This window comes from Collinsella sp., assembly GCF_052346665.1.
GTDB lineage: Bacteria > Actinomycetota > Coriobacteriia > Coriobacteriales > Coriobacteriaceae > Collinsella.
Window position 1 is genome coordinate 42770 of sequence record NZ_DAWDUX010000003.1, and the last position, 26815, is coordinate 69584.

At 62.5% G+C, this 26815-nt stretch carries 29 protein-coding genes and 1 tRNA gene; 28 read left to right on the top strand and 2 right to left on the bottom strand.

All coding sequences use genetic code 11. The features are described from left to right. Positions 1 to 173: 173 nt before the first annotated feature. The 19 genes from cpaB (at position 174) to ACT8II_RS01170 (ending at position 15876) form a co-directional block, all read left to right on the top strand. Positions 174 to 893 carry a Flp pilus assembly protein CpaB gene (cpaB, locus tag ACT8II_RS01080; protein ID WP_317440091.1) on the top strand — a complete coding sequence of 240 codons (720 nt, stop codon included), beginning with the start codon at positions 174 to 176 and terminating at the stop codon, positions 891 to 893. Positions 894 to 896: 3 nt separating this feature from the next. Next, positions 897 to 2375, top strand: a complete 1479-nt coding sequence (locus ACT8II_RS01085) for an AAA family ATPase (RefSeq protein WP_317440092.1) — start codon at positions 897 to 899, stop codon at positions 2373 to 2375. 116 nt (positions 2376 to 2491) lie between these two features. Next, positions 2492 to 3766 carry a CpaF family protein gene (locus tag ACT8II_RS01090; RefSeq protein WP_443812838.1) on the top strand — a complete coding sequence of 425 codons (1275 nt, stop codon included), beginning with the start codon at positions 2492 to 2494 and terminating at the stop codon, positions 3764 to 3766. Continuing rightward, positions 3715 to 4464: a type II secretion system F family protein gene (locus tag ACT8II_RS01095; RefSeq protein ID WP_302742451.1), complete on the top strand. Its 750-nt coding sequence runs from the start codon at positions 3715 to 3717 to the stop codon at positions 4462 to 4464. Before ACT8II_RS01090 ends, ACT8II_RS01095 begins: the two co-directional genes overlap by 52 nt. A gap of 236 nt (positions 4465 to 4700) precedes the next feature. Next, positions 4701 to 5117 (top strand): type II secretion system F family protein, encoded by a 417-nt coding sequence (locus tag ACT8II_RS01100; protein WP_294158277.1) that lies wholly within the window; start codon positions 4701 to 4703, stop codon positions 5115 to 5117. Between the two features lie 10 nt (positions 5118 to 5127). Next, positions 5128 to 5373 carry a hypothetical protein gene (locus ACT8II_RS01105; RefSeq protein WP_294158275.1) on the top strand — a complete coding sequence of 82 codons (246 nt, stop codon included), beginning with the start codon at positions 5128 to 5130 and terminating at the stop codon, positions 5371 to 5373. Beyond that, positions 5370 to 5897 (top strand): hypothetical protein, encoded by a 528-nt coding sequence (locus tag ACT8II_RS01110; protein WP_294123044.1) that lies wholly within the window; start codon positions 5370 to 5372, stop codon positions 5895 to 5897. The genes ACT8II_RS01105 and ACT8II_RS01110 overlap by 4 nt, the downstream gene beginning before the upstream one ends. A gap of 47 nt (positions 5898 to 5944) precedes the next feature. Next, positions 5945 to 6172: a hypothetical protein gene (locus ACT8II_RS01115; protein ID WP_407496907.1), complete on the top strand. Its 228-nt coding sequence runs from the start codon at positions 5945 to 5947 to the stop codon at positions 6170 to 6172. Position 6173: 1 nt separating this feature from the next. After that, entirely contained in the window at positions 6174 to 6653 is a 480-nt protein-coding gene (locus tag ACT8II_RS01120) for a TadE/TadG family type IV pilus assembly protein (protein ID WP_443812820.1), read from the top strand. A gap of 76 nt (positions 6654 to 6729) precedes the next feature. Then, the gene (locus tag ACT8II_RS01125) at positions 6730 to 8745 is read left to right on the top strand and encodes a hypothetical protein (RefSeq protein WP_443812821.1); all 2016 of its coding nucleotides are present in this window, start codon (positions 6730 to 6732) and stop codon (positions 8743 to 8745) included. Beyond that, positions 8745 to 9233, top strand: a complete 489-nt coding sequence (locus ACT8II_RS01130; protein ID WP_294123050.1) for a hypothetical protein — start codon at positions 8745 to 8747, stop codon at positions 9231 to 9233. The genes ACT8II_RS01125 and ACT8II_RS01130 overlap by 1 nt, the downstream gene beginning before the upstream one ends. Beyond that, positions 9230 to 9622 (top strand): DUF192 domain-containing protein, encoded by a 393-nt coding sequence (locus ACT8II_RS01135; RefSeq protein WP_294123052.1) that lies wholly within the window; start codon positions 9230 to 9232, stop codon positions 9620 to 9622. Before ACT8II_RS01130 ends, ACT8II_RS01135 begins: the two co-directional genes overlap by 4 nt. Positions 9623 to 9678: 56 nt before the next feature. After that, positions 9679 to 9751, top strand: a tRNA-Phe gene (locus ACT8II_RS01140). Positions 9752 to 9876: 125 nt separating this feature from the next. Continuing rightward, a complete protein-coding gene (locus ACT8II_RS01145) occupies positions 9877 to 10941 on the top strand; it encodes a glycoside hydrolase family 5 protein (protein ID WP_294123054.1) in 1065 nt (354 codons plus the stop codon). Between the two features lie 3 nt (positions 10942 to 10944). Next, entirely contained in the window at positions 10945 to 11874 is a 930-nt protein-coding gene (gene rsmI / locus ACT8II_RS01150; protein WP_443812822.1) for a 16S rRNA (cytidine(1402)-2'-O)-methyltransferase, read from the top strand. A gap of 139 nt (positions 11875 to 12013) precedes the next feature. After that, positions 12014 to 13615, top strand: coding sequence for a methionine--tRNA ligase (metG, locus tag ACT8II_RS01155; protein WP_443812823.1), 1602 nt, complete (start codon positions 12014 to 12016; stop codon positions 13613 to 13615). A gap of 2 nt (positions 13616 to 13617) precedes the next feature. Further along, entirely contained in the window at positions 13618 to 14511 is an 894-nt protein-coding gene (gene rsmA / locus ACT8II_RS01160) for a 16S rRNA (adenine(1518)-N(6)/adenine(1519)-N(6))-dimethyltransferase RsmA (RefSeq protein ID WP_443812824.1), read from the top strand. Between the two features lie 12 nt (positions 14512 to 14523). Continuing rightward, a complete protein-coding gene (locus ACT8II_RS01165; protein WP_443812825.1) occupies positions 14524 to 15450 on the top strand; it encodes a TatD family hydrolase in 927 nt (308 codons plus the stop codon). Positions 15451 to 15510: 60 nt separating this feature from the next. Continuing rightward, positions 15511 to 15876 (top strand): hypothetical protein, encoded by a 366-nt coding sequence (locus tag ACT8II_RS01170; RefSeq protein ID WP_407496895.1) that lies wholly within the window; start codon positions 15511 to 15513, stop codon positions 15874 to 15876. Positions 15877 to 15932: 56 nt separating this feature from the next. Here the strand turns inward: ACT8II_RS01170 and ACT8II_RS01175 are convergent, their stop codons facing one another. After that, positions 15933 to 17285 carry a D-alanyl-D-alanine carboxypeptidase family protein gene (locus tag ACT8II_RS01175; protein ID WP_443812826.1) on the bottom strand — a complete coding sequence of 451 codons (1353 nt, stop codon included), beginning with the start codon at positions 17283 to 17285 and terminating at the stop codon, positions 15933 to 15935. 189 nt (positions 17286 to 17474) lie between these two features. Between ACT8II_RS01175 and ACT8II_RS01180 the strand changes: the two genes are divergently transcribed. Both ACT8II_RS01180 and ACT8II_RS01185 read left to right on the top strand, forming a co-directional pair. Further along, a complete protein-coding gene (locus ACT8II_RS01180) occupies positions 17475 to 18188 on the top strand; it encodes a response regulator transcription factor (protein WP_294123067.1) in 714 nt (237 codons plus the stop codon). Positions 18189 to 18268: 80 nt separating this feature from the next. Next, entirely contained in the window at positions 18269 to 19030 is a 762-nt protein-coding gene (locus tag ACT8II_RS01185) for a DUF4143 domain-containing protein (RefSeq protein ID WP_407496889.1), read from the top strand. A 171-nt stretch (positions 19031 to 19201) separates the two neighbouring features. Here the strand turns inward: ACT8II_RS01185 and ACT8II_RS01190 are convergent, their stop codons facing one another. Next, positions 19202 to 19570, bottom strand: a complete 369-nt coding sequence (locus tag ACT8II_RS01190; RefSeq protein ID WP_118653007.1) for a helix-turn-helix domain-containing protein — start codon at positions 19568 to 19570, stop codon at positions 19202 to 19204. A gap of 366 nt (positions 19571 to 19936) precedes the next feature. Here ACT8II_RS01190 and ACT8II_RS01195 point away from each other — a divergent pair, with 366 nt between their 5' ends. From ACT8II_RS01195 to ACT8II_RS01225, 7 genes are all read left to right on the top strand, one after another. Continuing rightward, entirely contained in the window at positions 19937 to 20515 is a 579-nt protein-coding gene (locus ACT8II_RS01195) for a transcription termination/antitermination NusG family protein (RefSeq protein ID WP_443812839.1), read from the top strand. A 77-nt stretch (positions 20516 to 20592) separates the two neighbouring features. Next, complete coding sequence (locus ACT8II_RS01200) at positions 20593 to 21297, top strand: sugar transferase (protein ID WP_443812827.1); 705 nt, start codon at positions 20593 to 20595, stop codon at positions 21295 to 21297. After that, positions 21294 to 22184, top strand: coding sequence for a glycosyltransferase (locus ACT8II_RS01205; RefSeq protein WP_443812828.1), 891 nt, complete (start codon positions 21294 to 21296; stop codon positions 22182 to 22184). The genes ACT8II_RS01200 and ACT8II_RS01205 overlap by 4 nt, the downstream gene beginning before the upstream one ends. Beyond that, positions 22185 to 23087: a glucose-1-phosphate thymidylyltransferase RfbA gene (rfbA, locus tag ACT8II_RS01210; protein WP_443812829.1), complete on the top strand. Its 903-nt coding sequence runs from the start codon at positions 22185 to 22187 to the stop codon at positions 23085 to 23087. A gap of 10 nt (positions 23088 to 23097) precedes the next feature. Beyond that, entirely contained in the window at positions 23098 to 24120 is a 1023-nt protein-coding gene (gene rfbB / locus ACT8II_RS01215; protein ID WP_412108437.1) for a dTDP-glucose 4,6-dehydratase, read from the top strand. A 10-nt stretch (positions 24121 to 24130) separates the two neighbouring features. Then, positions 24131 to 25606: a sugar nucleotide-binding protein gene (locus ACT8II_RS01220; protein WP_443812830.1), complete on the top strand. Its 1476-nt coding sequence runs from the start codon at positions 24131 to 24133 to the stop codon at positions 25604 to 25606. Next, positions 25597 to 26808 carry a polysialyltransferase family glycosyltransferase gene (locus ACT8II_RS01225; protein WP_443812831.1) on the top strand — a complete coding sequence of 404 codons (1212 nt, stop codon included), beginning with the start codon at positions 25597 to 25599 and terminating at the stop codon, positions 26806 to 26808. The genes ACT8II_RS01220 and ACT8II_RS01225 overlap by 10 nt, the downstream gene beginning before the upstream one ends. Positions 26809 to 26815 lie beyond the last annotated feature (7 nt).

The following is a 26815-nucleotide window of genomic DNA, read 5'->3' on the forward strand; positions in this document are numbered from 1 at the left end:
GTGCGCTCGGGCACGGGTCTGGCCCGAGTCTGGCACAGGTCTGTCAACGAGTGTCAGCTGGTGGTATGAGCCCTCAACAGGTCGCTGCGGAGTTTCTCATTTTGCCGCCTCCGCGAGCTCCGTGGGGCTCGAGAATCGAGTCACGGGACGCATGCGATGGAGGGAAGCGGTAGATGAATCGAAGCAGAAGGCTTGCAATCAGCGCTTTTGCCGGATTGGCGGCCGCACTCGTGTGCTTTATGGCGATATCCGCTGCGCACCGTGATGCGGAGCGTGCGGAGCAGGAGATGCTGGCGCAATACGGTGGCGAGTTGACGAGCGTTTGCGTGGCCAGCCGGGAGATCGAGCCTGGCGAGAAGATCGACGAGGGCAACGTCGTGGTGACGGAATGGGTTTCCGCCTTATTGCCCGAAGGCGCGATAACCGGTCTTTCGAGCGTGCTGGGTCGAACGGCGACGGCGCAGATCCCCGCGCATGCGCCCCTTGCGGAGGCATATTTCGAGCAGCGTGAGGGCGCGGTGGACATTCCGCGCGGGATGGTCGCGGTCTCGGTCGCGAGCGATCCGGAGCATGCGGTTGGAGGCATGCTCACGCGGGGTCAGACGGTTGACGTCTATACCTTGGGCGACGCGCTTGCAGACAAGTTGACGAGCGCGCGGGTGATCGACTCAAGCAACCTGGCTTTAGGCGGTGGAGATGTGCAATGGGTGACGCTCGCGGTGCGTCCCTCGGCGGTGCGCGAGTTACTGGCGGCGACGTCGAGTGGCATGGTCACCTTAGTCGTGCCGGGGGTGCAGTCGGAGCAGCCGGAAGAAGGGGAGCCCGATGGCGAGGACGAGCCGGAGGCGGATACATCTGCGGACGATTCGCCATTAAGGAAAGAAGGCGAGTGACGGATGGAATCGATTTGGCTGGCGTATTGCGCAGAGGGCGTATACGGACGTGTTCGCGCGGAAGTGCGCAAGCGTGATGCACGTGCGCGGATCGCCCGCGTGAATTCGGTGGAGGGCGCCGTGCAACTGGGAAGGGCGTGTGCCGCGGCAGATGTTCATGTGGTGTTGGGCTGCGATTCCCAAGCGGTCGCCAAGACAGTGGCGGGGATGACGTTTGTACGGCAGTCGCTTGATGGGGCGGAAGTGCTCGTAATCGCCGATGGTTGCGATGCGCCGTCTATCGCGCATTTGCTGCACACCGGTGCAAGTGAGGTTATCGCGACGAGGGCGAGTGAGGACGCGCAGGTTCGCTCCGAAGACTCAACCACGTTAGAGGCATGCATGGAACCCGACAAATTCCCGCAGCAAACGGGTGAGATAGCCCTCGCTCGCGATGACATGGTTCCTCTTGAGGAGCTGTGGCCTCCGCTTGACGAACCGGATGACGCGAGTTGGCCTGAGGGCGTGTCAATCGTGTCACCGCCCATGGCCGAGCGGTGTGATGGCACGCCGGTGGGTGGAGAGGGGACAGTGAGCGATTTGCGTGAGGTTGCGGCGCGCGCGAGCTCGCGCTCGGTTGCGCACACGGCGACAGGGGCGCATCGTGCGCCACTCGTCACAGTCGTTTCGGGCAGGGGAGGCGTTGGAAAGACGACCCTTGTGGCCTCTTTGGCTGCATCTTCCGCCCGTGCCGGCTTGCGCGCTGCCGTTCTTGATCTCGACTTGATGTTTGGGGACCTGCCCGCCGTGTTGGGGACAGAAACTCGCAAGGGTCTCGAGGGCCTTGTTGCCCATGAGCGCGATGGAGTCATTGCGGAGTGTGACGTCGAGGCGACGGCGATGCGCGTGGGCCCCGGCTTGACATTGTGGGGTCCGTTGGCGGAGGGCGAGAAGGCCGAGTTGTTTGGCGCACCGATTGAGCAGCTTATCGAGGTGCTTCGGGGTGCGGCGGATGTGATTTACGCCGATACCTCGAACAGCTGGGGAGATGCGACGGCAGTTGCCGTTGGCGCGTGTGACCGTTGTTTGATTGTGGGTGGCAGTGGAGAGACCTCGGGGTCATCGGCGGCGGCAGTCGTCGCGCTTGCGTCGCGGTTGGGCGTCCCGGCAACACGTATGACCAGCGTGTTCAATCGGATAGGTGCCCGTGGGTGCGGAGAGGAGGAGGCTTTACGATTCGAGATGGGTGCCTCGCTGCGTTCGCGCGTTCGGATAGCGGATGGTGGCGAGGACGTGAGCGGCATGCTCTCATTTGGCAAGCTCGACGCTTTGGTTGCGGGAAACAGCGCATTTGCCGAGAGCGTGCGGACCTTTGCGGCGCAACTGCTCGGGGAGTTGGGCTGTTCAGTCGATAAACGCCTCATGGCGGCGCAGCCGCAGGGCCAGGCGCAAGGGACGAAGTTTCGGTTGCCGTGGCGAAAAAGATTCGGTGGTGCACGATGAGCTTGATGCATCGAATAGCCCGCGTCCAGGCAGGCGGCGACAACGTCCGCGCGGAAAGATCGCAGTGCGGGTACACATCGCGCGCAGCGGATGCGTCTGCCTCCGCCCCACGGGCCATGAGGGTGCACATCATGCGCCTGATGATGGACCGGGTTGGATTTGCCGAGGTGGCTCGCATCGTCAAGGTATCCGACGTCGAACAAGCGCGCATGGAGCTGCGACCGGCTCTCGAGGCGGTCATCAATGCGGATGCGACAATCGACCTAGGCGTGCGCGAGCGTGAGCGTGTTATTTCCGATGTGCTTGATGATGTGGTGGGGCTTGGCCCCTTGCAGTCGTTGTTGGAAGACGATGAGGTGACCGAGATCATGGTCAACGGCTGCGCATCGACCTTCATCGAGCGCGGCGGCGTGTTGAGTCCAATAGGCAGGCCATTTGAATCGGATGAGCAGATACGCATCCTCATCGACCGGATCATATCGCCGCTGGGTCGCCGTGTCGATGAGCGAAGCCCCATGGTGAACGCGCGCTTGCCGAACGGTTATCGCGTGAATGCGGTGATCCCGCCGGTCGCCATCGACGGCCCCACGCTCACCATCCGAAAGTTCTCGGATCGGATCAGCTCATTGGAGCACCTGGTGCGCTTGGGGTCTCTTCCGGCATGGTACGCGCAGATGCTCTCGTTCGCCGTGCGCCTTCGTGAGGACCTTGCGGTGGTAGGTGGCACGGGATCGGGAAAGACGACCCTGCTCAATGCCCTGTCGTGCGAGATTCCGCATGGCGAGCGGATTGTGACCATAGAAGACTCGGCCGAGCTCAAGTTCACGCACCATCCGCATGTCGTCCGACTCGAGGCACGCGAGGCGTCGATTGAGGGGGAGGGCGCTGTCACGATCCACGATCTGCTGGTGAACGCGTTGCGCATGCGTCCCGACCGCATCGTGGTGGGCGAGGTGCGCAACTGTGAGGCCATCGACATGCTCGAGGCCATGAGTACCGGTCACGATGGCTCGCTCACGACGCTGCATGCGGGCAGCGCCGAGGAGGCGGTGGTCCGCCTGACCCTGCTCGCCCGCTACGGCGTCGATCTCGCGAGTTCCCTCATCGAGGAGCAAATCGCGATGGCGCTCGACGGGATCGTAATGTCGGTGCGCACCCCGTCGGGTAAGCGATACGTCTCGTCGTACACGGGCGTGTCGCGTGCACCGGGAGGCGGGGTCGAACTGACTGAGTACGTGCGAGGGGACGCCGTTGCCCACACGTGGGAACTGATTCGGGAGCCACCGTTCATTGGCGAGGCGCTGCGAACGGGCGCGCTTGAGCAAGAGGAGGTCGATAGATGGAGGTCATCGTGTCAGCGTGCGTCGGAGCGCTCACGGCTATCAGCCTAGCGGCCCTGTCGACACCCGGCTTATCTGGCGAGTTGACGATTGCACGCAGGCGGCTCGCGCTCATTTTGAAGGGCGTGGAACGTGCGCTGCTCCATGCGCGCGAAGAGATTGAGGGGAAGTTTGCCGCGTACGGCGTCCTCACCCCACGCAAGCGGGTGGAGCGTAACCGGGTTGAGCGTGCGATGCCCGAGGCGTTCGGCTCGTTGGCGGTTTCTCTTGGTTCGGGTTTGTCTCTTTCCCAAGCGATGCAGTATGTGGGCAGCCGTGCGGAGGAACCGGTGCGCACCGAGTTCCTACACGCCTCTGCGCTCATGACCTGCGGTGTCTCGTCGGTTGATGCACTTGATGAGTTGGTGGAGCGCCTCGATGCGCCCGCTTTGGATTTGGTGGTGCTCGCCCTCAAGGTTTCCCGCAGGACAGGAGCGGCATTGGGCGGGTTACTCTCAGAAGCCGCCGGGTTGGTTGGGGAGCGCATAGCCCTGATGCGCCAGCTCGAGGTGAAGACGGCGCAAGTGCGCATGTCGGCTCGATTGGTAGCCGGAATGCCCGTCTTTATGGTGGGGTTCCTCTCGTTGGCGTCGAGTGATTTCCGGGCGGGAGTGTTCACACCTTCCGGCCTTGGGTCTCTGGCCGTCGCGTTGTTCCTGAACATGTTCGCTTGGTCGATCATCCGCAAGATCATGCGAGTTGATGTGTGATGGGAGGGGTGTATATCGCCATACCGGTCGTGGCATCTGGTTCGTTGGCGACGATATCTGTCTTTCTCTTTTTGGGATGGGAACGTTACGACCGTCGGCGTACCTGCGCCCGTTGGGCGCAGACGTTGCGCAGGGAGGGCATGCGGCTCGTCGCATCACTTGAAGCGGGGGTGCGCAGGGTTCTGAGGGTGGAAGCCCCCTCGAAGACTTCTGTGACGTTGAGCGAGGTTTCCGAGATGATCGATATCGTTCGGCTGGGTCTGTCCGCGGGTTTGTCGTTCGATGCCGCCTTGGGCATGTACTGCGATGGCAGATCTGGTGGGCTTTCCGCGCGTCTGGCGCAGGCGCGCGTGTCGTGGCAATCGGGTCTGACGACGCGGGAAGAGGAGCTTCAGGCTGTCGCGCATGAGACGGGACTAAGGGCGCTCGAAGTATTCGCAGTCGCCGTTTCGCAGGCACTCGAGCTCGGTGCGCCGCTGTCCGAGACGCTTGAGGGGCAAAGCCGGGAGATCCGCGCCGCCCATCGCGCCGAGGTTGAGCGCCAAATCGAGCGGGCTCCGGTCAAGCTCCTCATACCTACGGGGACGCTCATCTTGCCCGCCTTGTTGTTATCCATTTTGGGCCCGCTGCTTGCTGCCGGCGGGATGATGTAGGGAGGTACCCATGATCGCATTAGTTGAGTATCTGGCCGAGGTCTGTGAAGAAGCGCGCGCTCGCGTTGCGGTTGCCTGTCAACGAGCGGGCAATGCATGCATCGAGGCCGCCCATGAGGAGGATGCGCAGGGGACGACTGAGTACGCGATTTTGGTTGGTGTGCTGGTGGTGATAGCGATCATCGCGATCATCGCGTTTCGAGACAAGGTGAGCGAGCTGTGGAACGCCATCTCGAACGGAATCAACGGCCTGTGAGCGGGCGTGCGCCGCGTGCGCTGGTGTACGGCCTTCCCCTTGTCTGCATCGGCGTCGCGATTGTTGCGGCGCTTATGGGACAGGCGGCGACGCAAGTTGATGGCGATGCCTCCACTCAGGATGAGGCTGAGGCGGGAGGGCAGGCTGGCGTATTGGAGCGTGCGCGAGCGTTATTGGGCGCGAAGACGCGCGAGAGCTCGACCGAGACGTTTTTACGCGATTTGGCTCTCAACTCGCGTGCTCAAGACGCTGGTGCGGCGGCTTCGGATGGCGAGGGGGCAACCGATGCCCTGTGTTGGGTCGAGGAGGGTGATCTTCCCGTTGTTGCCGAGAACGTGCTGCGTGCCTATGCGGATACCGGAGAGGCAAGGCTTGCCGCCAGCGGCTACCTCGATATGCAGGGAAATGTTTGGGGCGCCATCGTGCAGGGAGGGGATGCTTGGTGCGACGTGGTCCTGGTGAATACGGAAGGCGGGCGGGAGAGCACGGTCAGGGTGACTCGACTGCTTCCAGGCGAGGTCTAGCGCGCTCCCGCCGTGCAGGGAGGTGCCATGGAAGGCTGGATAAGGCGATGGTTGGGGCATGGCACCAGCATGGACGGCTGGTGCACGTGCTTGGTGAGCGGGCGGCGCAGGGGACGGTCGAATACGCCCTCACCGTCGTTGCGCTTCTGGCGATGGTGGCGGGAATGGCGGCGTTGTGGCGTGCTGCCGTTGACGGGACGCTTGCGGAGCTCGTGCGCGCCGCGGCATCGCATGCGTTCAGCGCGGGAGGAGCCATCGACATATCCCTGTATTGAGATGTTGGCAGAGGACCGCGCCCAGGCGACCGTCGAGGCGGCCTTGCTGATTCCATCGTTTCTGCTGCTGTTGCTGCTCATGCTCCAGCCCGTCTGCCTGCTCTACACGCGCGCGATCATGGAATCCGCGGCTGCCGAGACGGCTAGGTTGATGACGACGGCCACGCTGGAGGACGACGAGGCATATCGGGCGTTCGCGCTTCGCAGGCTCTCCGCCATACCTGATCTGGCGATCTTTCATGCGGGAGGTTCCCAATCATGGGAGATCGAGTGTGGGCGCGCGGCAGATACGGGTGGAACCGTCCGCGTATCCATCGAGGGGCATGTTCGGCCGCTTCCCATCTTGGGGGCGTTTGCGGGCGCGATGGGCGAGGTGAACGGATACGGCGATGTGCGGTTGCGGGTCGATGTCTCGTATGAGGGCAGGTCAGAGTGGCTGGAGGGTGAGTATGCGGAATGGGTTGAGATGTGGGATACATGAGTTGAGGGCTGACCTTCTTGGAAGCCGGTGGCCCCGCACGCGCAACGCGCGACACAGAGTGCGATGGGGCATCGATATGTTTCTCGAGGACGGTGCCTATACGACGGTGGCATCAGCCGTTGCGATGTTGATGGTGCTGGCGCTGCTGTTCTCGGCATCGTTGGCGGTATGGTCGGCGGGCAGGTCGGGCGATGTGCAGGCCCGTGCGGATGCCACCGCGCTTGCGGGGGCGAATGTGGTCTCTTCGTACCATACAGTGGCGACGGTACTCGACGCCTGCTCGCTGAGCTTGGGGCTTGCCGGTTTTGCCATGACGGGCGTGGGGTTGATTGGGGCGTTCGTGCCGGGCGCACAGGGTGCTGCGGCAAAGACGCTGGACGCCGGCCTCGATATGCTCGAGACCAGGAACACCTTCGTGACATCGGCTTCGCGGGGCCTTAAGACCCTCGAGGACTCGTTGCCGTATCTGGTTGCCGCCAACGCCACCCGCGCCTGCACGGCGCAGAATGGCGAATCGACCACGTATGCCGGCAGCGCATTGGCGGCTCCCTCAACATCTGCATCGGAGTTCCCGGCGCTCGAGGGCGACCAGATATCACTCGGGGAACTTGAGCGAGAATCCGGTGAATTGGAGCAGACAGCGGCAGATCTGGCACGCGCGGCGGAGCATACGGCGGCAAAGAAGGAGGCGGCGTGGCTAGCGGATTGTGGGCGCGATGGCATGAACATGCAGGAGCGGGCGGGGCGGCTCTCGGGCATTGCGGATCATGACAACCCCGATTTCGCATCGAGCATGGTGTGGGAGCCGAATGTCGCTCTCGATCGCGCACGGGCGTATTATCGCTGGCGCTATGACCACGATGCTCCCGAAGGGCAAGGGGCCGAAGCCCGTGCCGACGCCGCTGCACGCCATGCATTTTACGGCTTTGCGATTAAGACGCTCGCGGGCGCTGAAGTCGTTGAACGGGACGGCACGATCACCTCGACGGTCAAGTTGCTGCCCAGAAATACCGAGGAAGTGCGGAAGACAAGTCTGTATACCGATGCCGCGTGGCCCTCGAGCAACGAGGACGATGGTCTCACTCTGCATTTCTCTTCTTCGTGCCCCGGTGCTCAGGGGGCGGCGGGCCCCTCGCTTTCGCTTGAGTCGCTTGATCAAGGTGCCGCGCGGGAGTGCGAGGTGTGCCGGTTCAGTATTGGCGACGTGGGAAAGGCCCCCGCCGCATCGACGAGCATAGACAACGGCTTTGAGTACCATCTGCGAGCCTTCACGTTGGCGCTTGACGACTACGTGGCCGCGCGTCAACAGGAGCTCGACGAGCAGGCACGTTCACGTGGAGAGGCGGAACAGGTGAGTAGTGCATTTGAGGAGGCGATATTGGGCCTTTCGAGCAAACGGCCGCGTATCGCCCCTCCCGGTAGGGACGGGTGCATCGCGCTCGTCGTCGCATCCGCCACGCAAACGCCCGAAGACCTGCAATCGCCGTTTGCCACGACGGAGCACGTGGCAGAGCGCGGTGCCGTTTCGGCTTCGGTCCTCGCGCCCGACGAGGCGACGCGTCAAAACAACGTCCTCTCAGGGTTTTTCAGCTCCCTGGAAGGGCGCGTTGGGTCGGGAGGAGCGGTCGGTCTCGTTGATTCGGTGATGGATTTGTGGGGTGATCTACTCACTTCCTACGGTGAGTCGAGCGCCGGGATAGACCGCGCCTTTTCCGACCTTGCAGAGGGCCTGGGAAGGATCGGCATCGGCTCGGTGGGCACTTGGCTCAAGGATCGATTGCAGGGAATCGTGCGAACCCTTGGCATAGAGCCGGTCGACTTGAGACAGCGAAAGCCTGTGCTCACCGATAGCTCGCTCGTGGCATCGCGCGCGGGTATGCAGGATTATGCCCATATCCAAGGTGCATTGCGGAGCATTCCCGCCGGCGCAACGGATCCAGAGGCGATTTTGCAGGCCGTCGGCTATGCAGTGGGGGAACGCATCATGTCCATGGAATTCACCATTGCCGAAATCCCGCTGCCCGGCGGCGGCTCCCTGCCACTTACGGTGCGCGTGAGCGACATCGCGTCAATTGGGGGAGGCGGTTCGTGATGGGTGAGACATGCCGTGCGGAGGATCGCGCTCAGGCGACGGTCGAAATGGCCGTCGTCGCTCCCGTCATGCTGGTGCTTGCTCTGATTGTCTACAACGTGATGATGTTCGTGTCAGCTACAGCGCGGTTTGACCGGGTGGCGCCCGATGTCGTGCTCGCGCACGGTTTGGCGCCAGCGGGAGATGCGACGGGGGTGCTCTCGGGGGCATCTGCCGCGGCGCAGGTTGAGAAGCAGCTCGCACAAGCCATGGATGGTCATGAGGTACGCGTCGAAGTAGTGGTTGAGGGTGGTGAAGGGAGCGACGGCTCGGATCGTGGATCCCTGCTCAGCCTTGTGGGGAGTTTGCGGACCTATCGGTGCACCTTGCGATATCGTCCGTGGCCCCAGGGTCTTTCCATTGCAGGAGTGGACCTGGGGGCGCCGCTCGAGCTTGTCCACACCAAGGCCGTGACGGTCGATCCGTGGAAGTCGGGGGTGATTGTGTGACTTCCTGTCATGGGGCAGCTGCTAGTGTTGCAGTCTTCCGCGCGCTGCACGACCTTGGCTGGGAGGGGCAGGTCGAAGAGGCGAAGACGTTCGCGCGCCGTCTTGCGGGCTTCGTGGCTCTTCCCGCGACGGTCGGCGCAGGGCGTGTTCGCATCCTCGTGTTTCCCCGCTGCCGGTCGGTTCACACCTGGTTCATGCGGATTCCGCTGGATATCGCCTTCGTCGACGCATCCGGTCGTGTACTCGCACGCCACGATGGCGTTATGCCCTGGCGCATGCTTTCGTGCTCGGGGGCGGCGTTCGTTATCGAGCGCCCCTCGGCGCTATTGGCACTATCGGCGCGTGGCGGTGCGGGGACTATTTTTGGCAAAAACAAAAAACTTGCTTGACCGCTTGGAAAACTATGGGTATATTAATCACTGCTGTCAACGACAGCGCATATAGTGGCTGGGTAGCTCAGTTGGTAGAGCAGAGGACTGAAAATCCTCGTGTCAGGGGTTCGATTCCCTTCCCCGCCACCCTTTGAATTTGAAAGACCTCCCAAAAATGGGAGGTCTTTTGGTTTAGGTCTTCGATGTCTCATCGCGCTCGATGGGGGTATCCTAAGAACTTAGATAGGAATTGTGCACAGGGAGAGGTGTCCATGTTCGACAGGGTTCGCGGTGTCAATCTGTCTGGTTGGTTCATCTTGGAACCATGGGTCACGCCCTCATTGTTCGCCGCTACTGGTGCTTCCAACGACGGCGAGCTTCAGCAGGTGCTAGGACCCGCCGCCTATAACGAGCGCGTTCGCGAGCACTACGAGACGTTCGTCACCGAGCTCGACTTTAAGAGAATGTCGGCGATGGGGCTCAACGCCGTGCGCATTCCGCTTCCCTGGTATGCGTTTGGCGCGCAAAACGAGCATGAATCCTATATTTCCTGCATCGACTATATCGATCGCGCCATGGAATGGGCCAATAAATACGAGATGAAAGTTTTGCTTGATCTCGCGACGGTTCCTGGTGGCCAGGGGGATTCCAACAGCTCTCCCACCATACCCGATATCGTGGCCGACTGGCACTCTTCTGCAAATGGCCGTGCTACCGCGCTCGAAACCCTCGAGCGCCTTGCCGAGCGGTACGGCGAGCAAGAGCCCCTGCTTGGCATCGAGTTGCTCGATTCTCCCGTTATGAGCGTGCGCACGGGGCTTTTTTCCACCAGCGTGGGAATTCCCAGGCACTATCTGCGCAATTTCTATCGCGATGCGTATGAGGTCGTGCGCCGTCATATGCCAACGCGCAAGATGGTCGTCTTCTCCGATTCGGGCCATCCGGACGCCTGGAAGCGCTTCATGGCAGGTGAGCAGTACCAGAATGTGGTCATGGACCTGCACCTCTATCATTTCAGGGACGAGACCGCCCAGGACATCACGTCCCCCAAAGGACTCACTGCCGCGCTCAATCGCAACAAGACGTTGATCCGCGAGGCAAAGAGCCTCAAATTCCCCGTCATCGTTGGTGAGTGGTCGGGTGCCGCCGTGCTCTCGGGGTCTTCGGTCACGCCGGAGGGCCGTCGTGCCTACGAGCGCGTATTCGTTTCGAACCAGCTCGCGACGTTCGATGCGGCGGACGGTTGGTTCTTCCAAACCTGGAAGACCGAACGCCGTCTTCCCGCATGGGATGCGCGCGTGGCGCTTGCCCCGCTCGAGCGCGCCATGATGGAGTAGCACATGCCGAACACCCTCTGCCTTGGCGATCGTGCGAAACGTCCGGATAGCTCAGGGCTTCTTTCCCTGGTGGGCACGCCCATCGGCAATCTGGGAGACCTGTCCCCGCGTGCCGCCGAGACCTTTCGCACTGCGGACCTCATCTGCTGCGAGGACACGCGCGTCACCTCCAAGCTCCTGGCTCACTTGGGCATTTCAAAACCCCTTATGCGCTGCGATGACAACGTGATTGTCCAACGTGCTCCCGAGCTCGTGGAGCGCGTACTTGCCGGTGAGCGCATCGCGTTCGCCTCGGACGCGGGCATGCCGAGCGTGTCCGATCCCGGTCAGGTGCTTGTTGAGCTCGCGCGCCGCGAAGGAGCCCCCGTTGAGGTCATTCCCGGCCCCTCGGCGTGCGTGACCGCCCTGGTCCTGTCGGGCATCCCGAGCGACCAGTTCTTCTTTGAGGGGTTTCTCCCGCGCAAGCACGGCGAGCGCGTGCGCAGGCTTCAGCGCCTCGCGTCCATTCCGGGCGCGCTCATCTTTTATGAGTCCCCGTATCGTGCGGAGGCATCGCTCAAGGCGATCGCCGAGGTGTTCCCGCAGCGTATGGTCGCGCTCTGCCGCGAGCTCACCAAGCTGCACGAGGAGGTCTTGCGCGCACCTGCCCCAGAGCTGCATGAGCAGGTTGTGGCGCGTGGCGAGCTCAAGGGCGAGATGGTGATCGTGGTGGCGCCTCCGAGCGAGGATGAGCTCGATCGGCTCGAGGCGGCGCTGGCCGCCGGCGTCCGTGCCGACGGCGCCGTCGACCCGGATGAGCTGCTGCACTCCGACATCGCCGAAGCCCTGGCCGCCGGGGAGCCCGCCAACGCGCTCGCCAAGCGCCTAGCCCAAAAGTATTCGCGCAAGAAGCGTGACGTCTACGCCAAGGTGCTCGAGCTGCAGCAGCAGTGACGTGCGTCCGGTGTGCCGATGGCACATCCAACCCCAGCGCCCCCTTGTGCCAAAGGGGTCCGTCCCCCAATGGCACACCGGGCATTCCTGCTAGAATGAAGAATTGTATGAACAACCAGCGAGAAGGAAGCCGCGCATCATGAGCACGAAGCCGTCCTACTACATCACCACGCCCATCTATTACGTGAACGCCGACCCGCATTTGGGAACCGCGTACTCGACCATCATCGCCGACGTCCAGGCGCGCTATCGCCGCGCCGCCGGCTACAGCGTCAAGTTCCTCACCGGCATGGACGAGCACGGCCAGAAGGTGGCAGAAGCCGCCGAGAAGCACGGCATGACCCCGCAGGAGTGGTGCGACTCCCAGGCACCGCATTTCCACGATCTGTGGCGTGAGCTGGAGATCTCCAACGACGACTTCATCCGCACCACCGAGCCGCGCCAAAAGCGCGCCGTCCAGTATCTGTGGGAGCGCATGCAGGAGGCCGGCTACATTTACAAGGGCAGCTACGATGGCTGGTATTGCGTGCCGGACGAGACCTTCTTTACCGAGACCCAGGTCGAGAAGGCCGACGAGGCTCGCGGAACGGAAGGACAGCATCTCTGCCCCGACTGCGACCGCCCGCTCGAGCGCGTCAAGGAGGAGAGCTGGTTCTTCAAGCTCTCCGCGTTCCAGGACAAGCTGCTCGCCCTGTATGACGAGCACCCGGATTTTGTCCAGCCCGACTTCCGCATGAACGAAGTCCGTTCCTTCGTGGAGGGCGGCCTGAACGACCTCTCCGTCTCCCGCACCTCCTTCGACTGGGGCATCGAGGTGCCCTTCGATGCCGACCACGTCACCTACGTGTGGTTCGACGCGCTCACCAACTACATGACCGCTGTGGGCTACGGCGCCGAGGGCGACGAGGCCGCTGCGGACTTCGCCTACCGCTGGCCTGCGCAGACCCACATTGTGGGCAAGGACATCATCCGCTTCCATTGCGTGATTTGGCCCGCGATGCTCATGGCGCTGGGCGAAGCCCTGCCCGAGCACGTCTTCGCGCACGGCTTCCTCACCGTCAAGAACGAGGAGACTGGCAAGGCCGAGAAGATGTCCAAGTCCCGCGGCAACGCCATCGCCCCGCGCGAGGTCATCGAGAAGCTCGGCGTGGAGGGCTACCGTTATTACTTCATGACCGACGTTACCCCGGGCACCGACGGCGCCATCAGCTTTGGCCGCATGGAGCAGGTCTACAACGCCGATCTGGCTAACAGCTGGGGCAACCTGATTTCGCGCTCCACCAACATGTGCATCAAGTACTTCGACGGCGCAACGCCCGAGCGCGACGCCGCGGCCGCCGGTTACGCCGAGAATCCGCTGGCCGCAACCGCCGAGGGCATCTTCGAGCGCTATGCCGCCAAGATGGAGGCCTTCGCCTATGGCGACGCCGCCAAGGAGGTCATGGACCTCATCCACGCCGCCAACCACTACATCGAGGACTCCGAGCCCTGGACGCTCGCCAAGGATCCCGCGAAGGCGGGCGAGCTCGCCAACGTGATCTGGAACCTGCTCGAGGCCATCCGCATCTCTGCGCACCTGCTCATGCCGCTCATGCCGAGCACGAGCGCAGAGGCCCTGCGCCGCATCGGCTGCGAGGGCGAGGCGGACACCGACGACATGGCCGCCGCCTGCGCGTGGGGCCAGCTCGCTGCGGGGCTGCCGGTCGAGAAGGGCGACGCCCTGTTCCCGCGTCTGGGCTAACGATGACGACTTCCCCTCTGGCGAACCCGACTGCGACACGCGAGATGCTCGAGGCCTTTGGATTGGCGACCAAGCATCGCCTGGGCCAGAACTTCCTCGTCGACAACCATGTGATCGAGCGCATCATGGCGCTCGCCGACCTCTCCGGCTCCGAGCGCGTGCTTGAGGTGGGTCCCGGCATCGGCACGCTCACACTTGCGCTCCTTCAGGAAGCCGCTCATGTCACCTCCATCGAGATGGATTCCGAGCTTGAGCAGGTGCTGGCCGCGCATGCCATGGACCATGACAACTTCAACTTCATCATGGGCGATGCGCTCGCTGTCCCGCCGGCGGCCATCGCCGAGGCGAGCGGCGGCGAGCCCACCATGCTCGTGGCGAACCTGCCCTATAACGTTGCCGCCACCATCATCTTGCAGTTCTTCCAGACCATGCCGAGCCTCACGCGTGCGGTCGTCATGGTGCAAAAAGAGGTGGCCGATCGCATCGCCGCCGTGGCGGGCACCAAAGCGTATGGAGCCTACACGGTCAAGCTCTCCCTGTATGGCGAGGTGACGGGGCGTTTTGAGGTCCCGCCCCGGTGCTTCATGCCCGCCCCGCATGTGGACTCCGCCGTCGTGCGCATCGACCGCGTCGACGCCCTCGCGTGCGCCGAGCTGGCGTGCGCCGAATCGGATCATGCCCCGATCGATGCTGCGTGCGTGTCGCGCGTGGTCGACGCCGCATTCGCCCAGCGTCGGAAGACCATCCGCAACTCCATGAGCTCAAACGGTTTTGACAAGGCGGCACTCGACGTGGCGTTCGAGGCATGTGGCATTGCGCCCACCGCGCGCGCCGAGGCGCTCACCACGGATGAGTTCATCAAGATCGCAGCCGTTCTTTCGGAATCGTTTGACTAGGACCTTTCGCACATGCCGATTGTCTACACCAAAAAGAACAAGACGTTCACGCTTCCTGCGCCTCAGGCACCGCTTTACGACACGCATGCCCATCTGCGGTCGTTTTGGGGGAAGGACAAAGGCATGGCGGACGTTTTCGCCCGCGCATACGAGGCTGGCGTTCGCTCGCTGGTTACCCTGTACGATCCCGTAGCCGATCGCAGTGAAGAGACTCCGGACGCACGCGCGTTTTCCGCGTGGCTTAAGGCGGCGGTCAATTGCGCGGCGGAGAACGGTTTGCCGCTTGCCGTGAGGTACCTCGTGGGCGTGCATCCATATGGTGCCCCCGAGTACACTGATGCGCTGCATGCGCAGGTTGAGTCCGCGTTGGAAGATCCGCTCTGCGTGGGCGTGGGCGAGGTTGGCTTGGATTACCATTTCGATGCGGACGATGACATCGAGGCGGCTCCGCACGATCTGCAGATGGACGTCATGGCGCGGCAGGTCGAGCTTGCCGTTGCTCGCAATGTTCCGGTTGAGCTTCATCTTCGCAATGACTACGGGGATGAATCCCGCGAGGCCCATGCCGATGCAGCGCGCGTGCTCGAACAGGTGGGTGTTCCCGCTTCGGGTTGCGTGCTCCACTGCTTTGGTGAGGATCGCACCACCATGGAGCGCTTCCTTGCCCTTGGGTGTCACATTGCATTTGGCGGTGCTGCAACCTTTAAGCGCAACGATGCTGTCCGCGAGGCATTTGCCGCTTGTCCGCTCGACCGCTTGCTGCTCGAGACTGACTGCCCGTACATGGCGCCCGAGCCCATCCGCGGACTGGAGTGCGAGCCGGCCATGATCGCCCAGACCGCCGATGTGCTGGTATTTGACCGTGTTGATCGCACTGGCGAGCTACCGAAGACGGTCGCTCAGGCGGCGTGGGATAACGCGGTCGGCTTGTTTGGGTAGAAGGTCATACGGGGCGCGACATGAACCCGCGCGTTGCGTGAGCCAAGGAGATCGATACTATTGAGCAGCAAGAAGAAGACTCACGGCACTCGTGCGTCGCAGGATGACGGACGCCGCAAGGCGGAGGATGCCCGCGCCATGGAGACCGCGCGTGAGCTCCACGCCCGTCGTGAAGCGGCGCAGGGCCCCGCACCCATCGACAACGAACTGCACCGCGAACTGCCCCTCACGCGCGTGGCGTACGGATTGCTCGCTGCCACCGTGTTCGCATTCATGGTGTCGCGTCTTGGTGTTTACCTAGGCAACCACGATCTGGAATCGGTTGCCAGTATAGCCACGACCCTGCTGTTCATCACCACGTTCGTGACATGGTTCATCTCACGCCATCAGGCGAAAAAGCTCACACAGGAGCGCGACGGGCGCTAAGCTTCCGCTTGTGGCCAGCGGGCACAAGCTCAACGCAGCAGGCTCAAAGCAGCTACTTATGCCGCGTTCCAGTTGTCATAGCCCAGTGGATCGGCGGCCTCGTTTACCACAACCGACTCGGCCGTACTCGGCCTGCCTTCGAACAAGCGGATCAGCCGGTCGAATTTAATCATGAGCCACTCGATCGGGTTGGGCTCCGGCACGGATTCCGCGGAGACGAGGTTGGCGCTTCCCACGGTTACATCCCCTTGCCGCAGGGAAATGGTGCCCACGGTTGCGCCCTGCTCGACGGCTCCGTCCAGTTTGTCATACTTCACGTCCTGCACGAGCTCATCGCCTAGACTAAATACGCTGAACGTCGCGTTGGGGTCTTCGAGGGTGACCGCGGCAGTTCGGTCGCACCATGCGCTACACGTCGCCTCGCCCACCAGCGGAACACCGTTGCGTGTGACGGGGGTGTTGATGTAGGGCACCGTAGCGATGTGGTCGTAGTACCAGTTCGCCAAAGCGAGCGTGTCGACAAAGCGCGTGTCGTTGTCTGCGGCTCCGAAGATGGCCACGTAGACCTCGCCGCCGTTCTCGCGCGAGAACGCGCCAACAAAGCAGTTGCCCGCCTCCATCGTGGTGCCGGTCTTGCCGCCGATATTCCCCTCCTGTCCATGAATCTGGTTGCGAACGGTCAGCGTGAGCGTGCGTTGGGTGCCGTCTGCGGAGGTCACGGAAATCGATGTGCGGTCGCTGTTGTCAATAGCGCGGAAGTTTTCGTTTTTCATGGCGGCTGCGAACACCGCGGTTATGTCGCGCGTGGTCGAGTGCAGATTGCCCGCCCAACTGTCGAAATCGAGGCCATGGGGGTTCTCAAAAACCGTATCCGTGCAGCCCAGCTCCTTTGCCTTTTGGTTCATGGCCTCAATGAACGTGGAATAGGGGTCGGTGGTCGCAGGGTCGATCTTGGCTCCAGCGGCGATGGCGATTGCCGTTGCCGCATCGTTGCCGCTCATGACCATGAGGCCCGTAAGTGCGTCCTCCATGGTGAGGACGTCTCCCTCCAAAAGGCCCAGGCTCGATTCGCCCACCGTTGCCGCGGCGTGGTCGACCGTGACGATATCGGTAAGCTCGCAGTGCTCAAGCGCCACGAGGGCGGTCATGACCTTGGTGACCGAGGCGATCTTGATGGGCTCGTCCGCATTGCGCTCATAGTAGGCCAGACCGTCTTGGCCCAGCACCATGGCATGTGGCGCGGTGATGTCGGGCAATTCGCCCTGCACGATGCCGCGGTCCGCCGCCGTGGTCCCCAGGATGACGTCACTTGTGCGAATTTCAGCATGGGCTGGTGTGGGGAAGCCGGCGAAAAGGGCGAGGGCTGTGGTGAGGGCTGCGGCGATTGTGGCTGTGCGGGGTTTTCTCATAAGAACCTCTTTGGGGATTCGGAAGCCAGGGGAGTGCGCTCAGCGCGATGCCTCAAGATTACCGCAAATGATGTCCCACGTATAAAACGGCTACTTGGCATTTCGCTTAGCATTTGCTTAATGCATCTGTAAAGGGGTGCGCGGAAATGGAGTCTTCGCCATAATGGGCGTGGGCGAAAGGAGCATGCTATGGAGACGCCGCGCATTCTGGTCGTGGATGACGAGAAGACCATCACGGATTTGGTGGGTATCTATCTGCGTAACGAGGGCTATGACGTCACGCTGGCGTATACGGGCGCCGATGCGGCGCGGCTGATCTTGGAGCAAAAGTTCGACCTTGCTGTGCTGGACATCATGCTTCCCGACGTCGACGGTTTTGAGCTACTGCGCACCATTCGCTCTGAGCGCACCTACCCCGTGATCATGCTCACCGCGCGCGATAGCCAGTCCGATAAGATAGAGGGTCTGACGCTCGGCGCGGACGATTATATGGTCAAGCCGTTTCGCCCTCTTGAGTTGGTGGCGCGCTGCAAGGCGCAACTTCGCAGGTACACGAGTTACGGCAGTCGCGAGCAGGCTGTTGCTGCCGAGGAGACGGGACCCATCATCTCGTTCAACGGACTCTCCATCAACAAGGATGCTCGCACGGTGACGGTGGACGAAAAGCCCGTGCGTTGCACGCCCCTCGAGTACTCGATTTTGCTGTATCTCGCCGAGCATCGCGGGAGCGTGGTGCCGGTTGAGGAGCTCTTCCGTGCCGTGTGGGACGAGGAGTTCATGGCGGGGTCCAACAACACCGTCATGGTGCACATCCGGCACCTGCGTGAGAAACTGGGCGACGACGCCCAGAACCCGCGCTTCATCAAGAACATCTGGGGCGTCGGGTACACCATAGAAAAGTAGCAGGTTGCGTCTAGGTACACGAGCACAAATTTAACGATCGCCTGAATGAGCAGATCCAGAGGTACTTTGTAACGGGCGGCATGCCGGAAGTTGTGCATCGCTGGGTGGCAACGCGCGATGTGGCACAGGTGGATGGCGTCCTCTCGGACCTGCTCGTTTCGTATACCAATGATTTTGCCAAGCATGGTGGGGCAGCCCAGTTTGCCAAAATCTCCCTTGCTTGGAACTCCCTACCATCGCAGCTTGCGCGCGAGAACAAGAAGTTTATGTGGGGGTTGGTGCGTGAAGGAGCCCGCGCACGCGAATATGAAGACGCGGTCTCTTGGCTGGTAGAGGCCGGTCTCATACGAAAGATTCCGCTTAATGACGCGAAGGGTGTGCCAGTTTCGGCCTATGACAGCCCCTCTGCGTTCAAGGTGTATTGTCTGGACGTTGGGCTCTTGCGGCGCCTGTCTCGCTTGGATGCCACGGCATTTTCGGAAAAGACGGCGCTGTTCGCGGAGTTTAAAGGAGCATTTGCCGAGAACTACGTGCTCCAGGCGCTGGTTCCACAGCTCGATGCGAGCCCTCGTTACTGGACGAACGAGAAACCCAGGCATGAGGTCGACTTTCTGATTCAGGTGGGTAACGACCTCGTGCCTGTCGAGGTCAAGTCGGGCGAGGTCGTGCATTCTGCCAGCCTTAAGTACTATGCAAAAAAGCATGCAGACTCAACGCCGCTCAGGGTGAGATTTTCGCAGCGCAATCTCACGCTGAACAACGGAGTGCTCAACTTGCCGCTCTATATGGTGGACAGGGGGGTCGAGTTCATGTCGAAGGCCATGCAGGAGACCGAGCGGTAACGTTGGGTTCCAAAATCTTGCAACGCAGCGTGTCAAGATTCGTATCAATCTTGCCATGTAGGATTGCAAGATTTGGTTCTGCGAGTAATGGTTTCTCGCTTGAGGTCAACCCATTGTTGTGGAGGGTACGTGAGGGAATAAATAAAAGATGACGGAGTGAGTGGGGGCGCGCTATCCAATCCGCCAGCCTTTCACGGTGGTTTGCATGATGTCGAGGATGCTGTGGCGGATATTGGGCGGGCAGGAACGGAACAGTTTGATGGCGTGAAGCTCCTCCTCGGTGAGTGGTTCGTAGCGGGCGGGCTCGTCATGCTCGGGGGTGGAGGCAAACCCGAGGATGTCGTTGGGCGTGCAGCAAAGGCGTTCGGCCAGGGCGGTGATACGCCCTGCCCCCAATTCAATGCGCCCGCTTTCCCAAGAGCTGTACGTCGCTTTGCTTACACCAAGGTCGTAGGCGATTTCCGTCTGCGTAAGGCCACGCGCTTTGCGCAGTCGGGCAAGTTGCGTCTTGCCCCGCTCAGTTTTGTCTTGCTTACCCATTTGGTGCCTCCAGTTTTAGCGATAGGAAACACACTGCTGGGTTTTCTGTAATTAGTTCGTTAATAATAAATATTATGGAGAGAATCGCCTAAAGGGTTTATTAATAGTAAACTTGACCAAGCGATAAGCTGATATCCACCGCCCGCATATTTTAGGGGGAGGGGTATCGGTAATTGCCGTTGCCAATAGGCGGCGTGTCCATACCCTCTTGTCGACGTGGTGCCAAGAGCAGACCTCGGTGGGTTGGGGAATGTATAGCGGACGTTTTGCCGGTCATGCACCGGGTGGGCGTAGCCATAGGGCTCGCCTTAGCCTGCGTCCGCTTTTGCGTTTCCCGCCCTCGATAGGAATGTTCTTAAGGCGGTGATGTACGTGCAGTGGTATGTGATTCAGGTGATGAAAGGGCGCGAAGACGCCATGGCCGCGCTCATTGGCCGCGTGGTGCCCAAGTGCCTGTTGCAAGAAGTGTTTTCACCTAAATACGAGACTGAGATCAAGGTCCGTGGTCGGTGGGTCTCTGTGCAAAAGCCCTTGCTGCCGGGGTACCTCATCGCGGTTTGCGATGACCCCAAAGCCGTCGAGGCCATGCTGCTCGACATGGACGAATTCGCGCGGCTGCTGGCCCAGGGCAATGAGTTTGTGCCGCTGGCGCCCGACGAGGTCGAGATCATTGGTGGCTTCACCAAGCCTGGGAACCGCGTGGTGCCCATGAGCATTGGCGTGAAAGACGGCGACCGCGTGGTGATAACGGGCGGTCCGTTGGTAGGGCACGAGGCGATGGTCAAGGAGATCTGGCGCCGCAAGAGCACTGCGGTGCTGGAGATCGACGTATGCGGCCGCAAAGTGTCCACGCGCGTGGGCCTGGGCGTGCTTTCCAAGGAGAAATGGCTGATGAGGGACTTGCAAGGAGCCCGCAGTGCCGCGTCGGAACGAGGCGTGGCGTGAGCGGGGGGGGGCAGCCTTCTATGTCGGTTTCAGGCTGTTCTGATTTGAGCGAAGTGAATACGAAGGGCGAGGGCGCGGTGGAGGCGTTGCAACCGCGTCGCTACGCGCGTGGCGAGTTCCAGTGCCCGCCCCCAGATGACACCGTGCCCGCGCCAAAGCCCGGCGGGGCCGGCTACCGCTTCGTCAAGAGGGCGTTCGACGTCTGCTTCTCCGCGGGGGTCTGCGCCGTCCTGGCGATCCCCGTGGCCGCGGTGTGCGCCGCGATCTGCATCGACAGCCCGGGCAGGCCATTCTTCCGCCAGGAGCGCATCGGCCGCGGTGGCAAGAGGATCTACATCTGGAAGCTGCGCAGCATGGTGCCGGACGCGCACTCGAACCCCGAGCGCTACATGACGCCCGGGCAGCTGGAGACCTGGAGGCGAGAGCAGAAGCTCGACGACGACCCGCGCGTCACGCGCGTGGGCCGCTTCCTGCGCAGGACGAGCCTGGACGAGCTGCCGCAGTTCATCAACGTGCTCACGGGCGACCTGTCCGTGATCGGCCCCAGGCCCGTGACGCTCGAGGAGACCTACGAGTTCGGCGACGGCCGCGACGAGTTCCTCTCCTGCAAGCCTGGCATCACCGGCTGGTGGCAGGTGACCGAGCGCAACGAGGCGACGTGGGAGAACGGCGACCGCCAGATGCTCGAGCTCTTCTACGTGCGCCACGCGAGCCTGGCGCTGGATCTGCGGATCTTCGTCCGCACCTTCAAGACCATGTTCGTGGAGAGGACGGGCAAGTGACGCCCTCGGTATCGGTGGTCATACCGACTCTCGACGCGGCGCGCGAGATCGGTGGGCTGCTGGACAGCCTCCTGTCCCAGACGGTCGCGCCGGACGAGGTCCTCGTCGTCGACTCCTCGTCGGAAGACGCCACGCGGGACATCGTTGCCTCCTACGCCGACTGGGGCGTTTCTCTGGAGGTCATCGATCGCGCCGAGTTCAACCACGGCGCCACGCGGCACGAGGCGTTCATGGGGACGGCCGGCGACTACACCCTGTTCATGACCCAGGACGCGGTCCCGGCGGGCGATCGCTACATAGAGAGCCTCATCGCGCCGCTCGAGGCCGACGGGTCGATCGCCCTCGTGTCCGGCAGGCAGCTCCCCAAGCCCGACGCCCGCCGCTTCGAGCAGCTCGTGCGCGCGTTCAACTACCCGGACGAGCCGTCCGTGAGGGGCGCGGAGGACCTGCCGAGATACGGGATCAAGACGTTCTTCGCCTCCGACGTGTGCTCCGCCTACCGCAGGAGCGCCTACATGGAGTGCGGAGGGTTCACCCCGGTCAACACCAACGAGGACATGCTCATGGCGGCGCGCCTCATCGCCGCCGGCCGCAAGGTCGCCTACGAGCCGCGCGCCGCCGTCTACCACTCCCACAACCTCACGCCCGCGCAGCAGTTCAGGCGCAACCGCGAGGTGGGTGCGTTCCTCGCCGAGCACGGCAGCGAGCTCATGGGCGCGTCGGAGATCGGCGAGGGAGGGCGGCTCGTGAAGGCCGTCTCCGCGCAGCTGCTCCGGGAGGGGCGGCTCGGGGAATTCGTGGCGTTCGGGTTCGATTGCGCCGCAAGGCTGCTCGGCAACAGGGTCGGAAGAAGGGCTGCTGGCGGAGTGGAGAAGGGAAGCGCGTAAATGAAGGGCATCATCCTCGCGGGCGGCAGCGGAACGCGCCTCTACCCGCTCACCACCGTCACCAGCAAGCAGCTGCTGCCGGTCTACGACAAGCCGATGATCTACTACCCGCTGTCCGTCCTCATGATGGCCGGCATCCGCGACATCCTGATCATCTCGACGCCGACGGACCTGCCCAACTTCGAGCGCCTCCTGCGCGACGGGTCGGACTACGGCGTCAACCTGTCCTACGCCGTCCAGCCCAGCCCCGACGGCCTGGCGCAGGCGTTCGTCATCGGCGAGGACTTCGCCGCCAGCGAGCCCTGCGCCCTGGTGCTCGGGGACAACATCTTCTACGGCAACGGCCTGGGCCGCCACCTGCGCCGCGCCGTGGAGAACGCCGAGACCCGCGGGCTCGCCACCGTCTTCGGCTACCACGTCGACGACCCCGAGCGCTTCGGCGTCGTGGAGTTCGACGACAAGCTCAACGCCGTCTCCATCGAGGAGAAGCCCGAGCACCCGAAGTCCAGCTACGCCGTCACCGGCCTGTACTTCTACCCGGGAGACGTGGCCGAGCGCGCGAAGCGGGTCGTGCCCTCCGCCCGCGGCGAGCTCGAGATCACCGACCTCAACCGCATGTACCTGGAGGACGGGCTCCTGTCCGTGGTGACGCTCGGCCGCGGCTACGCGTGGCTGGACACCGGCACCATGGAGAGCCTCCACGAGGCGGGCGAGTTCGTCCGCGCCGTGGAGCGCTCCCAGGACATGCCGGTCTCGGTGCTGGAGGAGATCGCCTACGAGAACGGCTGGATCGACCGCGAGACGCTCCTCTCCTGCGCGGAGCGCTACGGCAAGTCCGAGTACGGCCGGCACCTGAAGAGGGTCGCCGCCGGCGAGTTCGTCAACCGCAACCTGGAGCACTAGGGGAGATACCATGACCGACACCGTCTTCGAGCCCGAGAACATAGTCGTCACCGGCGGCTGCGGCTTCATCGGGAGCAACTTCGTCCACCACGTGGTGCGCGAGCACCCCGGCGTGCACGTGACCGTGCTTGACAGGCTCACCTACGCCGGCAACCCCGAGAACATCGCGGGCCTGCCCGCCGATCGCGTCGAGCTCGTCGTGGGCGACGTCTGCGACGCCGCCCTGGTGGACCGCCTCTTGTCTGAGGCCGACGCCGTGGTGCACTACGCCGCCGAGTCCCACAACGACAACTCCATCGCCGACCCCTCGCCCTTCCTGGAGACCAACGTCCGCGGCACCTACACCCTCATCGAGGCCTGCAGGAAATACGGCGTGCGCTACCACCACGTCTCCACCGACGAGGTGTACGGCGACCTGGCGCTCGACGACCCGGCCCGCTTCACCGAGGAGACGCCCTACCGCCCGAGCTCGCCGTACAGCTCCACCAAGGCGGCCTCCGACATGCTCGTGCGCGCCTGGGTGAGGACGTTCGGCCTGCGCGCGACCATCTCCAACTGCTCCAACAACTACGGGCCCTACCAGCACGTGGAGAAGTTCATCCCGCGCCAGGTGACCAACCTGATCGACGGGGTGCGCCCCAGGCTCTACGGCGACGGGCGCAACGTCCGCGACTGGATCCACACCGAGGACCACAGCTCCGCCGTGTGGACCATCCTGACCAAGGGCGCGATCGGCGAGACCTACCTGATCGGCACCGACGGGGAGCGCGACAACCTCGCGGTCCTGCGCGAGATCCTGCGCGCATTCGGCCGCCCGGAGGACGACTTCGACTGGGTGCGCGACCGCCCCGGCCACGACCGCCGCTACGCCATCGACAGCGCGAAGCTCCGCCGCGAGCTCGGCTGGGAGCCCCAACACACCGATTTCGCCGCGGGACTCGCGGAGACCATCGCGTGGTACCGCGAGAACGAGTCCCGGTGGCGCCCGGCCAAGGAGGCCACCGAGGCCCGCTACCGGGCGCAGGGGCAGTAGGAGGGGAGCCATGGCTGAGATCGAGTTCGAGAAGGCCCTCGCGGCCGAGACCGCCAACATACCCGGCATGCTCGTGTTCGACCTGCCGGTCCACGGGGACGCCCGCGGCTGGTTCAAGGAGAACTGGCAGCGCGCCAAGCAGGTCGCGCTCGGCCTGCCCGACCTGGGCCCCGTGCAGAACAACATATCCTTCAACGCGCAGCGCGGCGTCACCCGCGGAGTGCACGCCGAGCCGTGGGACAAGTACATCTCCGTGGCCACAGGATCGGTCTTCGGCGCCTGGGTGGACCTGCGCCCGGGGAAGAGCTTCGGCGAGGTCTTCACCTGCGTGATCGACCCGGGGAAGGCGGTCTACGTGCCCCGCGGCGTGGGCAACTCCTTCCAGGCGCTCGAGGACGGCACCGCCTACACCTACCTGGTGAACGCCCACTGGTCCGCCGAGCTCAAGTCCACCTACACCTTCGTCAACCTCGCCGACCCGGCGCTCGGCATCGAGTGGCCCATCCCGCTCGGGCAGGCGACCGTCTCCGAGGCCGACCTCAACCACCCGTATCTCGCCGACGCCCTGCCGATGGCGCCCCGCCGCACGCTGGTCACCGGCTGCAACGGCCAGCTGGGACGGGCGGTGCGCGCGCTCGCCGAGGAGCGCGGCCTTAGCCCCTGGTTCGACTTCTGCGACATCGACAACTTCGACATGTCCGACCCGGCGGCCTACGGTCAGTACGACTGGCCGCTCTACGGCGCCGTCGTCAACTGCGGCGCCTACACCGCGGTCGATAAGGCCGAGACCCCCGAGGGCCGCGTGGCGGCCTGGAGGGCCAACGCGACGGGCCCGGCCCTTCTCGCCCGCACCTGCGCCGAGCACGGCATCGCCCTGGTGCACGTGTCCTCCGACTACGTCTTCGACGGGACGGCGGAGGTCCACGCCGAGGACGAGCCCTTCAGCCCGCTGTCCGTCTACGGCCAGTCCAAGGCCGCGGGCGACCTCGCCGTGGCCGGCTGCCCGCGCCACTACATCGTGCGCTCCAGCTGGGTGATCGGCGAGGGCCGCAACTTCGTCCGGACGATGAGGGGGCTCTCGGATCGCGTGGCCGACCCGGCCGACGCCCTCGGGCGCGTGACCGTGGTCGACGACCAGTACGGCCGGCTCACCTTCACGCGCGACATGGCCGAGGGGATCCTCTGGCTGCTCGGCTACCGGGAGGGGGACGTCGAGCCCTCCGCACCCGCGCCGCACGGCACCTACAACCTCACCGGGTCGGGCCCGGTGGAGTCCTGGGCGCAGATAGCTGCCCGCGTGTTCGACCTCGCCAACGGCAACGGCGACAAGGTGGTGCCCGTCACGACCTCCGAGTACTATGCCGGAGCCGAGGGGCCCATCGCCCCGAGGCCGGAGCGTTCCGCGCTCGACCTCGCGAAGATCGAATCAGTAAGGTTTGTACCGCGCGATTGGGAGCATGAGCTTAAGGAACAAGTATGCAACTGACGGGAAACAGAGGACACGCAAGTGCCGCGTACCTTGGCATTGAGCCGGATCGAAGAAGCATCGTTTCCTGTATTAAATCCGGAGGCTTTGATTATGTCGGTGTCGCCATCACCCCTTGGCATGTGAGGATGGCAGTCGCTTCTTATCTTAAATTGCGTGCGGACCATTTAGTTAATTCTGGAATCATCCTTATCGATCGCCACAATAAGGATGGCTATTTAGTTTCAGCTGAAGTAAGTGCACCTGGATTGAGTGTTGCCTACCTCGACCGCGGCGACGGCGGTTGGACTTCCATGATTCAAGCTTTTGCATGTCGCTTGGCTTTGCCCTTTTTGCAATCTAAAAAAGAAAGCGGTCGCGTGGTTTATGTCGCAAACCCATCTTTCCCGGGATCGATATTTGATAGCTTTTCTGCTTTAAAGCTTAATTGTCGCCTTTCTTACATTTTACTCGATGAAGGTGTCGGATCGTATCTTACGACTACAGAGGACTGGGCGAAGCAAAGCATAAGAGACCGTGGATTGCATGGGTTCAGCGCACTGATGCGCAATTGGTTATTTAACTATGAGCAGCATGAACTTCCCAAATTAGTTTCCGAATTAGAAGAGAAAAAAAGATACGAGTCGTTCTATCTTTTCGAATGCGATGGAACACTATCTACTACCAATGCTGCTTTCGTAAAACAAAGCTTCGAATTGAATGCAAAGAGCGCTGGTTTTTTACTGAGTTCGCACAATGACAAATACAAAAACGCTGTCGTTTTTTGCTCACAATATCCACTTGTGGAAGTAGGTTCGATTTCGCTTGGTGCTCATCGTTGCGCCATTGATGCTGCATATCAGGTATCAAGGCGTTTGGGAGTCCCGATGGTAATCAAGCTTCATCCTAGGGAAAGCGATTTCGAAATATACAATGGGTTTGACGCATTTATAGATTCAAGGCGTGGTGTTGCCCTGGAGGATATTCTAGGGGATTTAGATGAACCGCCGTTGTGCATTGCGAGTTTGTGCAGCACCGCGATGATTACTGCATCTGCCGTTTTTGGCTGCAGTGGGATCAGCCTAAATGCGTTAATACCTGATGGCGAGGCCTCAGATGGCTTTGCTCTGTTCTGCAGAAGTATGGATTCGCTTTTTGGCGATTACTACGAGACACCCGAATCTGTTGACGAATTCTGCTTCTTCCTTAAAGGGGCTCACTGAGCAGCAT

What these genes read in the sequence shown, in the direction of transcription:
- ACT8II_RS01085 (WP_317440092.1), top strand. Translation starts at nt 897, where the DNA reads ATGGAATCGATTTGGCTGGCGTATTGCGCAGAGGGCGTATACGGACGT.
- ACT8II_RS01125 (WP_443812821.1), top strand. Translation starts at nt 6,730, where the DNA reads ATGTTTCTCGAGGACGGTGCCTATACGACGGTGGCATCAGCCGTTGCG.
- ACT8II_RS01115 (WP_407496907.1), top strand. Translation starts at nt 5,945, where the DNA reads ATGGTTGGGGCATGGCACCAGCATGGACGGCTGGTGCACGTGCTTGGT.
- ACT8II_RS01090 (WP_443812838.1), top strand. Translation starts at nt 2,492, where the DNA reads ATGAGGGTGCACATCATGCGCCTGATGATGGACCGGGTTGGATTTGCC.
- ACT8II_RS01195 (WP_443812839.1), top strand. Translation starts at nt 19,937, where the DNA reads ATGTACGTGCAGTGGTATGTGATTCAGGTGATGAAAGGGCGCGAAGAC.
- ACT8II_RS01175 (WP_443812826.1), bottom strand. Translation starts at nt 17,285, where the DNA reads ATGAGAAAACCCCGCACAGCCACAATCGCCGCAGCCCTCACCACAGCC.
- ACT8II_RS01165 (WP_443812825.1), top strand. Translation starts at nt 14,524, where the DNA reads ATGCCGATTGTCTACACCAAAAAGAACAAGACGTTCACGCTTCCTGCG.
- rsmA (WP_443812824.1), top strand. Translation starts at nt 13,618, where the DNA reads ATGACGACTTCCCCTCTGGCGAACCCGACTGCGACACGCGAGATGCTC.
- ACT8II_RS01145 (WP_294123054.1), top strand. Translation starts at nt 9,877, where the DNA reads ATGTTCGACAGGGTTCGCGGTGTCAATCTGTCTGGTTGGTTCATCTTG.
- ACT8II_RS01220 (WP_443812830.1), top strand. Translation starts at nt 24,131, where the DNA reads ATGGCTGAGATCGAGTTCGAGAAGGCCCTCGCGGCCGAGACCGCCAAC.
- ACT8II_RS01095 (WP_302742451.1), top strand. Translation starts at nt 3,715, where the DNA reads ATGGAGGTCATCGTGTCAGCGTGCGTCGGAGCGCTCACGGCTATCAGC.
- ACT8II_RS01130 (WP_294123050.1), top strand. Translation starts at nt 8,745, where the DNA reads ATGGGTGAGACATGCCGTGCGGAGGATCGCGCTCAGGCGACGGTCGAA.
- rfbA (WP_443812829.1), top strand. Translation starts at nt 22,185, where the DNA reads ATGAAGGGCATCATCCTCGCGGGCGGCAGCGGAACGCGCCTCTACCCG.
- rfbB (WP_412108437.1), top strand. Translation starts at nt 23,098, where the DNA reads ATGACCGACACCGTCTTCGAGCCCGAGAACATAGTCGTCACCGGCGGC.
- ACT8II_RS01105 (WP_294158275.1), top strand. Translation starts at nt 5,128, where the DNA reads ATGATCGCATTAGTTGAGTATCTGGCCGAGGTCTGTGAAGAAGCGCGC.
- metG (WP_443812823.1), top strand. Translation starts at nt 12,014, where the DNA reads ATGAGCACGAAGCCGTCCTACTACATCACCACGCCCATCTATTACGTG.
- rsmI (WP_443812822.1), top strand. Translation starts at nt 10,945, where the DNA reads ATGCCGAACACCCTCTGCCTTGGCGATCGTGCGAAACGTCCGGATAGC.
- ACT8II_RS01225 (WP_443812831.1), top strand. Translation starts at nt 25,597, where the DNA reads ATGCAACTGACGGGAAACAGAGGACACGCAAGTGCCGCGTACCTTGGC.
- ACT8II_RS01185 (WP_407496889.1), top strand. Translation starts at nt 18,269, where the DNA reads ATGCCGGAAGTTGTGCATCGCTGGGTGGCAACGCGCGATGTGGCACAG.
- cpaB (WP_317440091.1), top strand. Translation starts at nt 174, where the DNA reads ATGAATCGAAGCAGAAGGCTTGCAATCAGCGCTTTTGCCGGATTGGCG.
- ACT8II_RS01100 (WP_294158277.1), top strand. Translation starts at nt 4,701, where the DNA reads ATGATCGATATCGTTCGGCTGGGTCTGTCCGCGGGTTTGTCGTTCGAT.
- ACT8II_RS01180 (WP_294123067.1), top strand. Translation starts at nt 17,475, where the DNA reads ATGGAGACGCCGCGCATTCTGGTCGTGGATGACGAGAAGACCATCACG.
- ACT8II_RS01120 (WP_443812820.1), top strand. Translation starts at nt 6,174, where the DNA reads ATGTTGGCAGAGGACCGCGCCCAGGCGACCGTCGAGGCGGCCTTGCTG.
- ACT8II_RS01190 (WP_118653007.1), bottom strand. Translation starts at nt 19,570, where the DNA reads ATGGGTAAGCAAGACAAAACTGAGCGGGGCAAGACGCAACTTGCCCGA.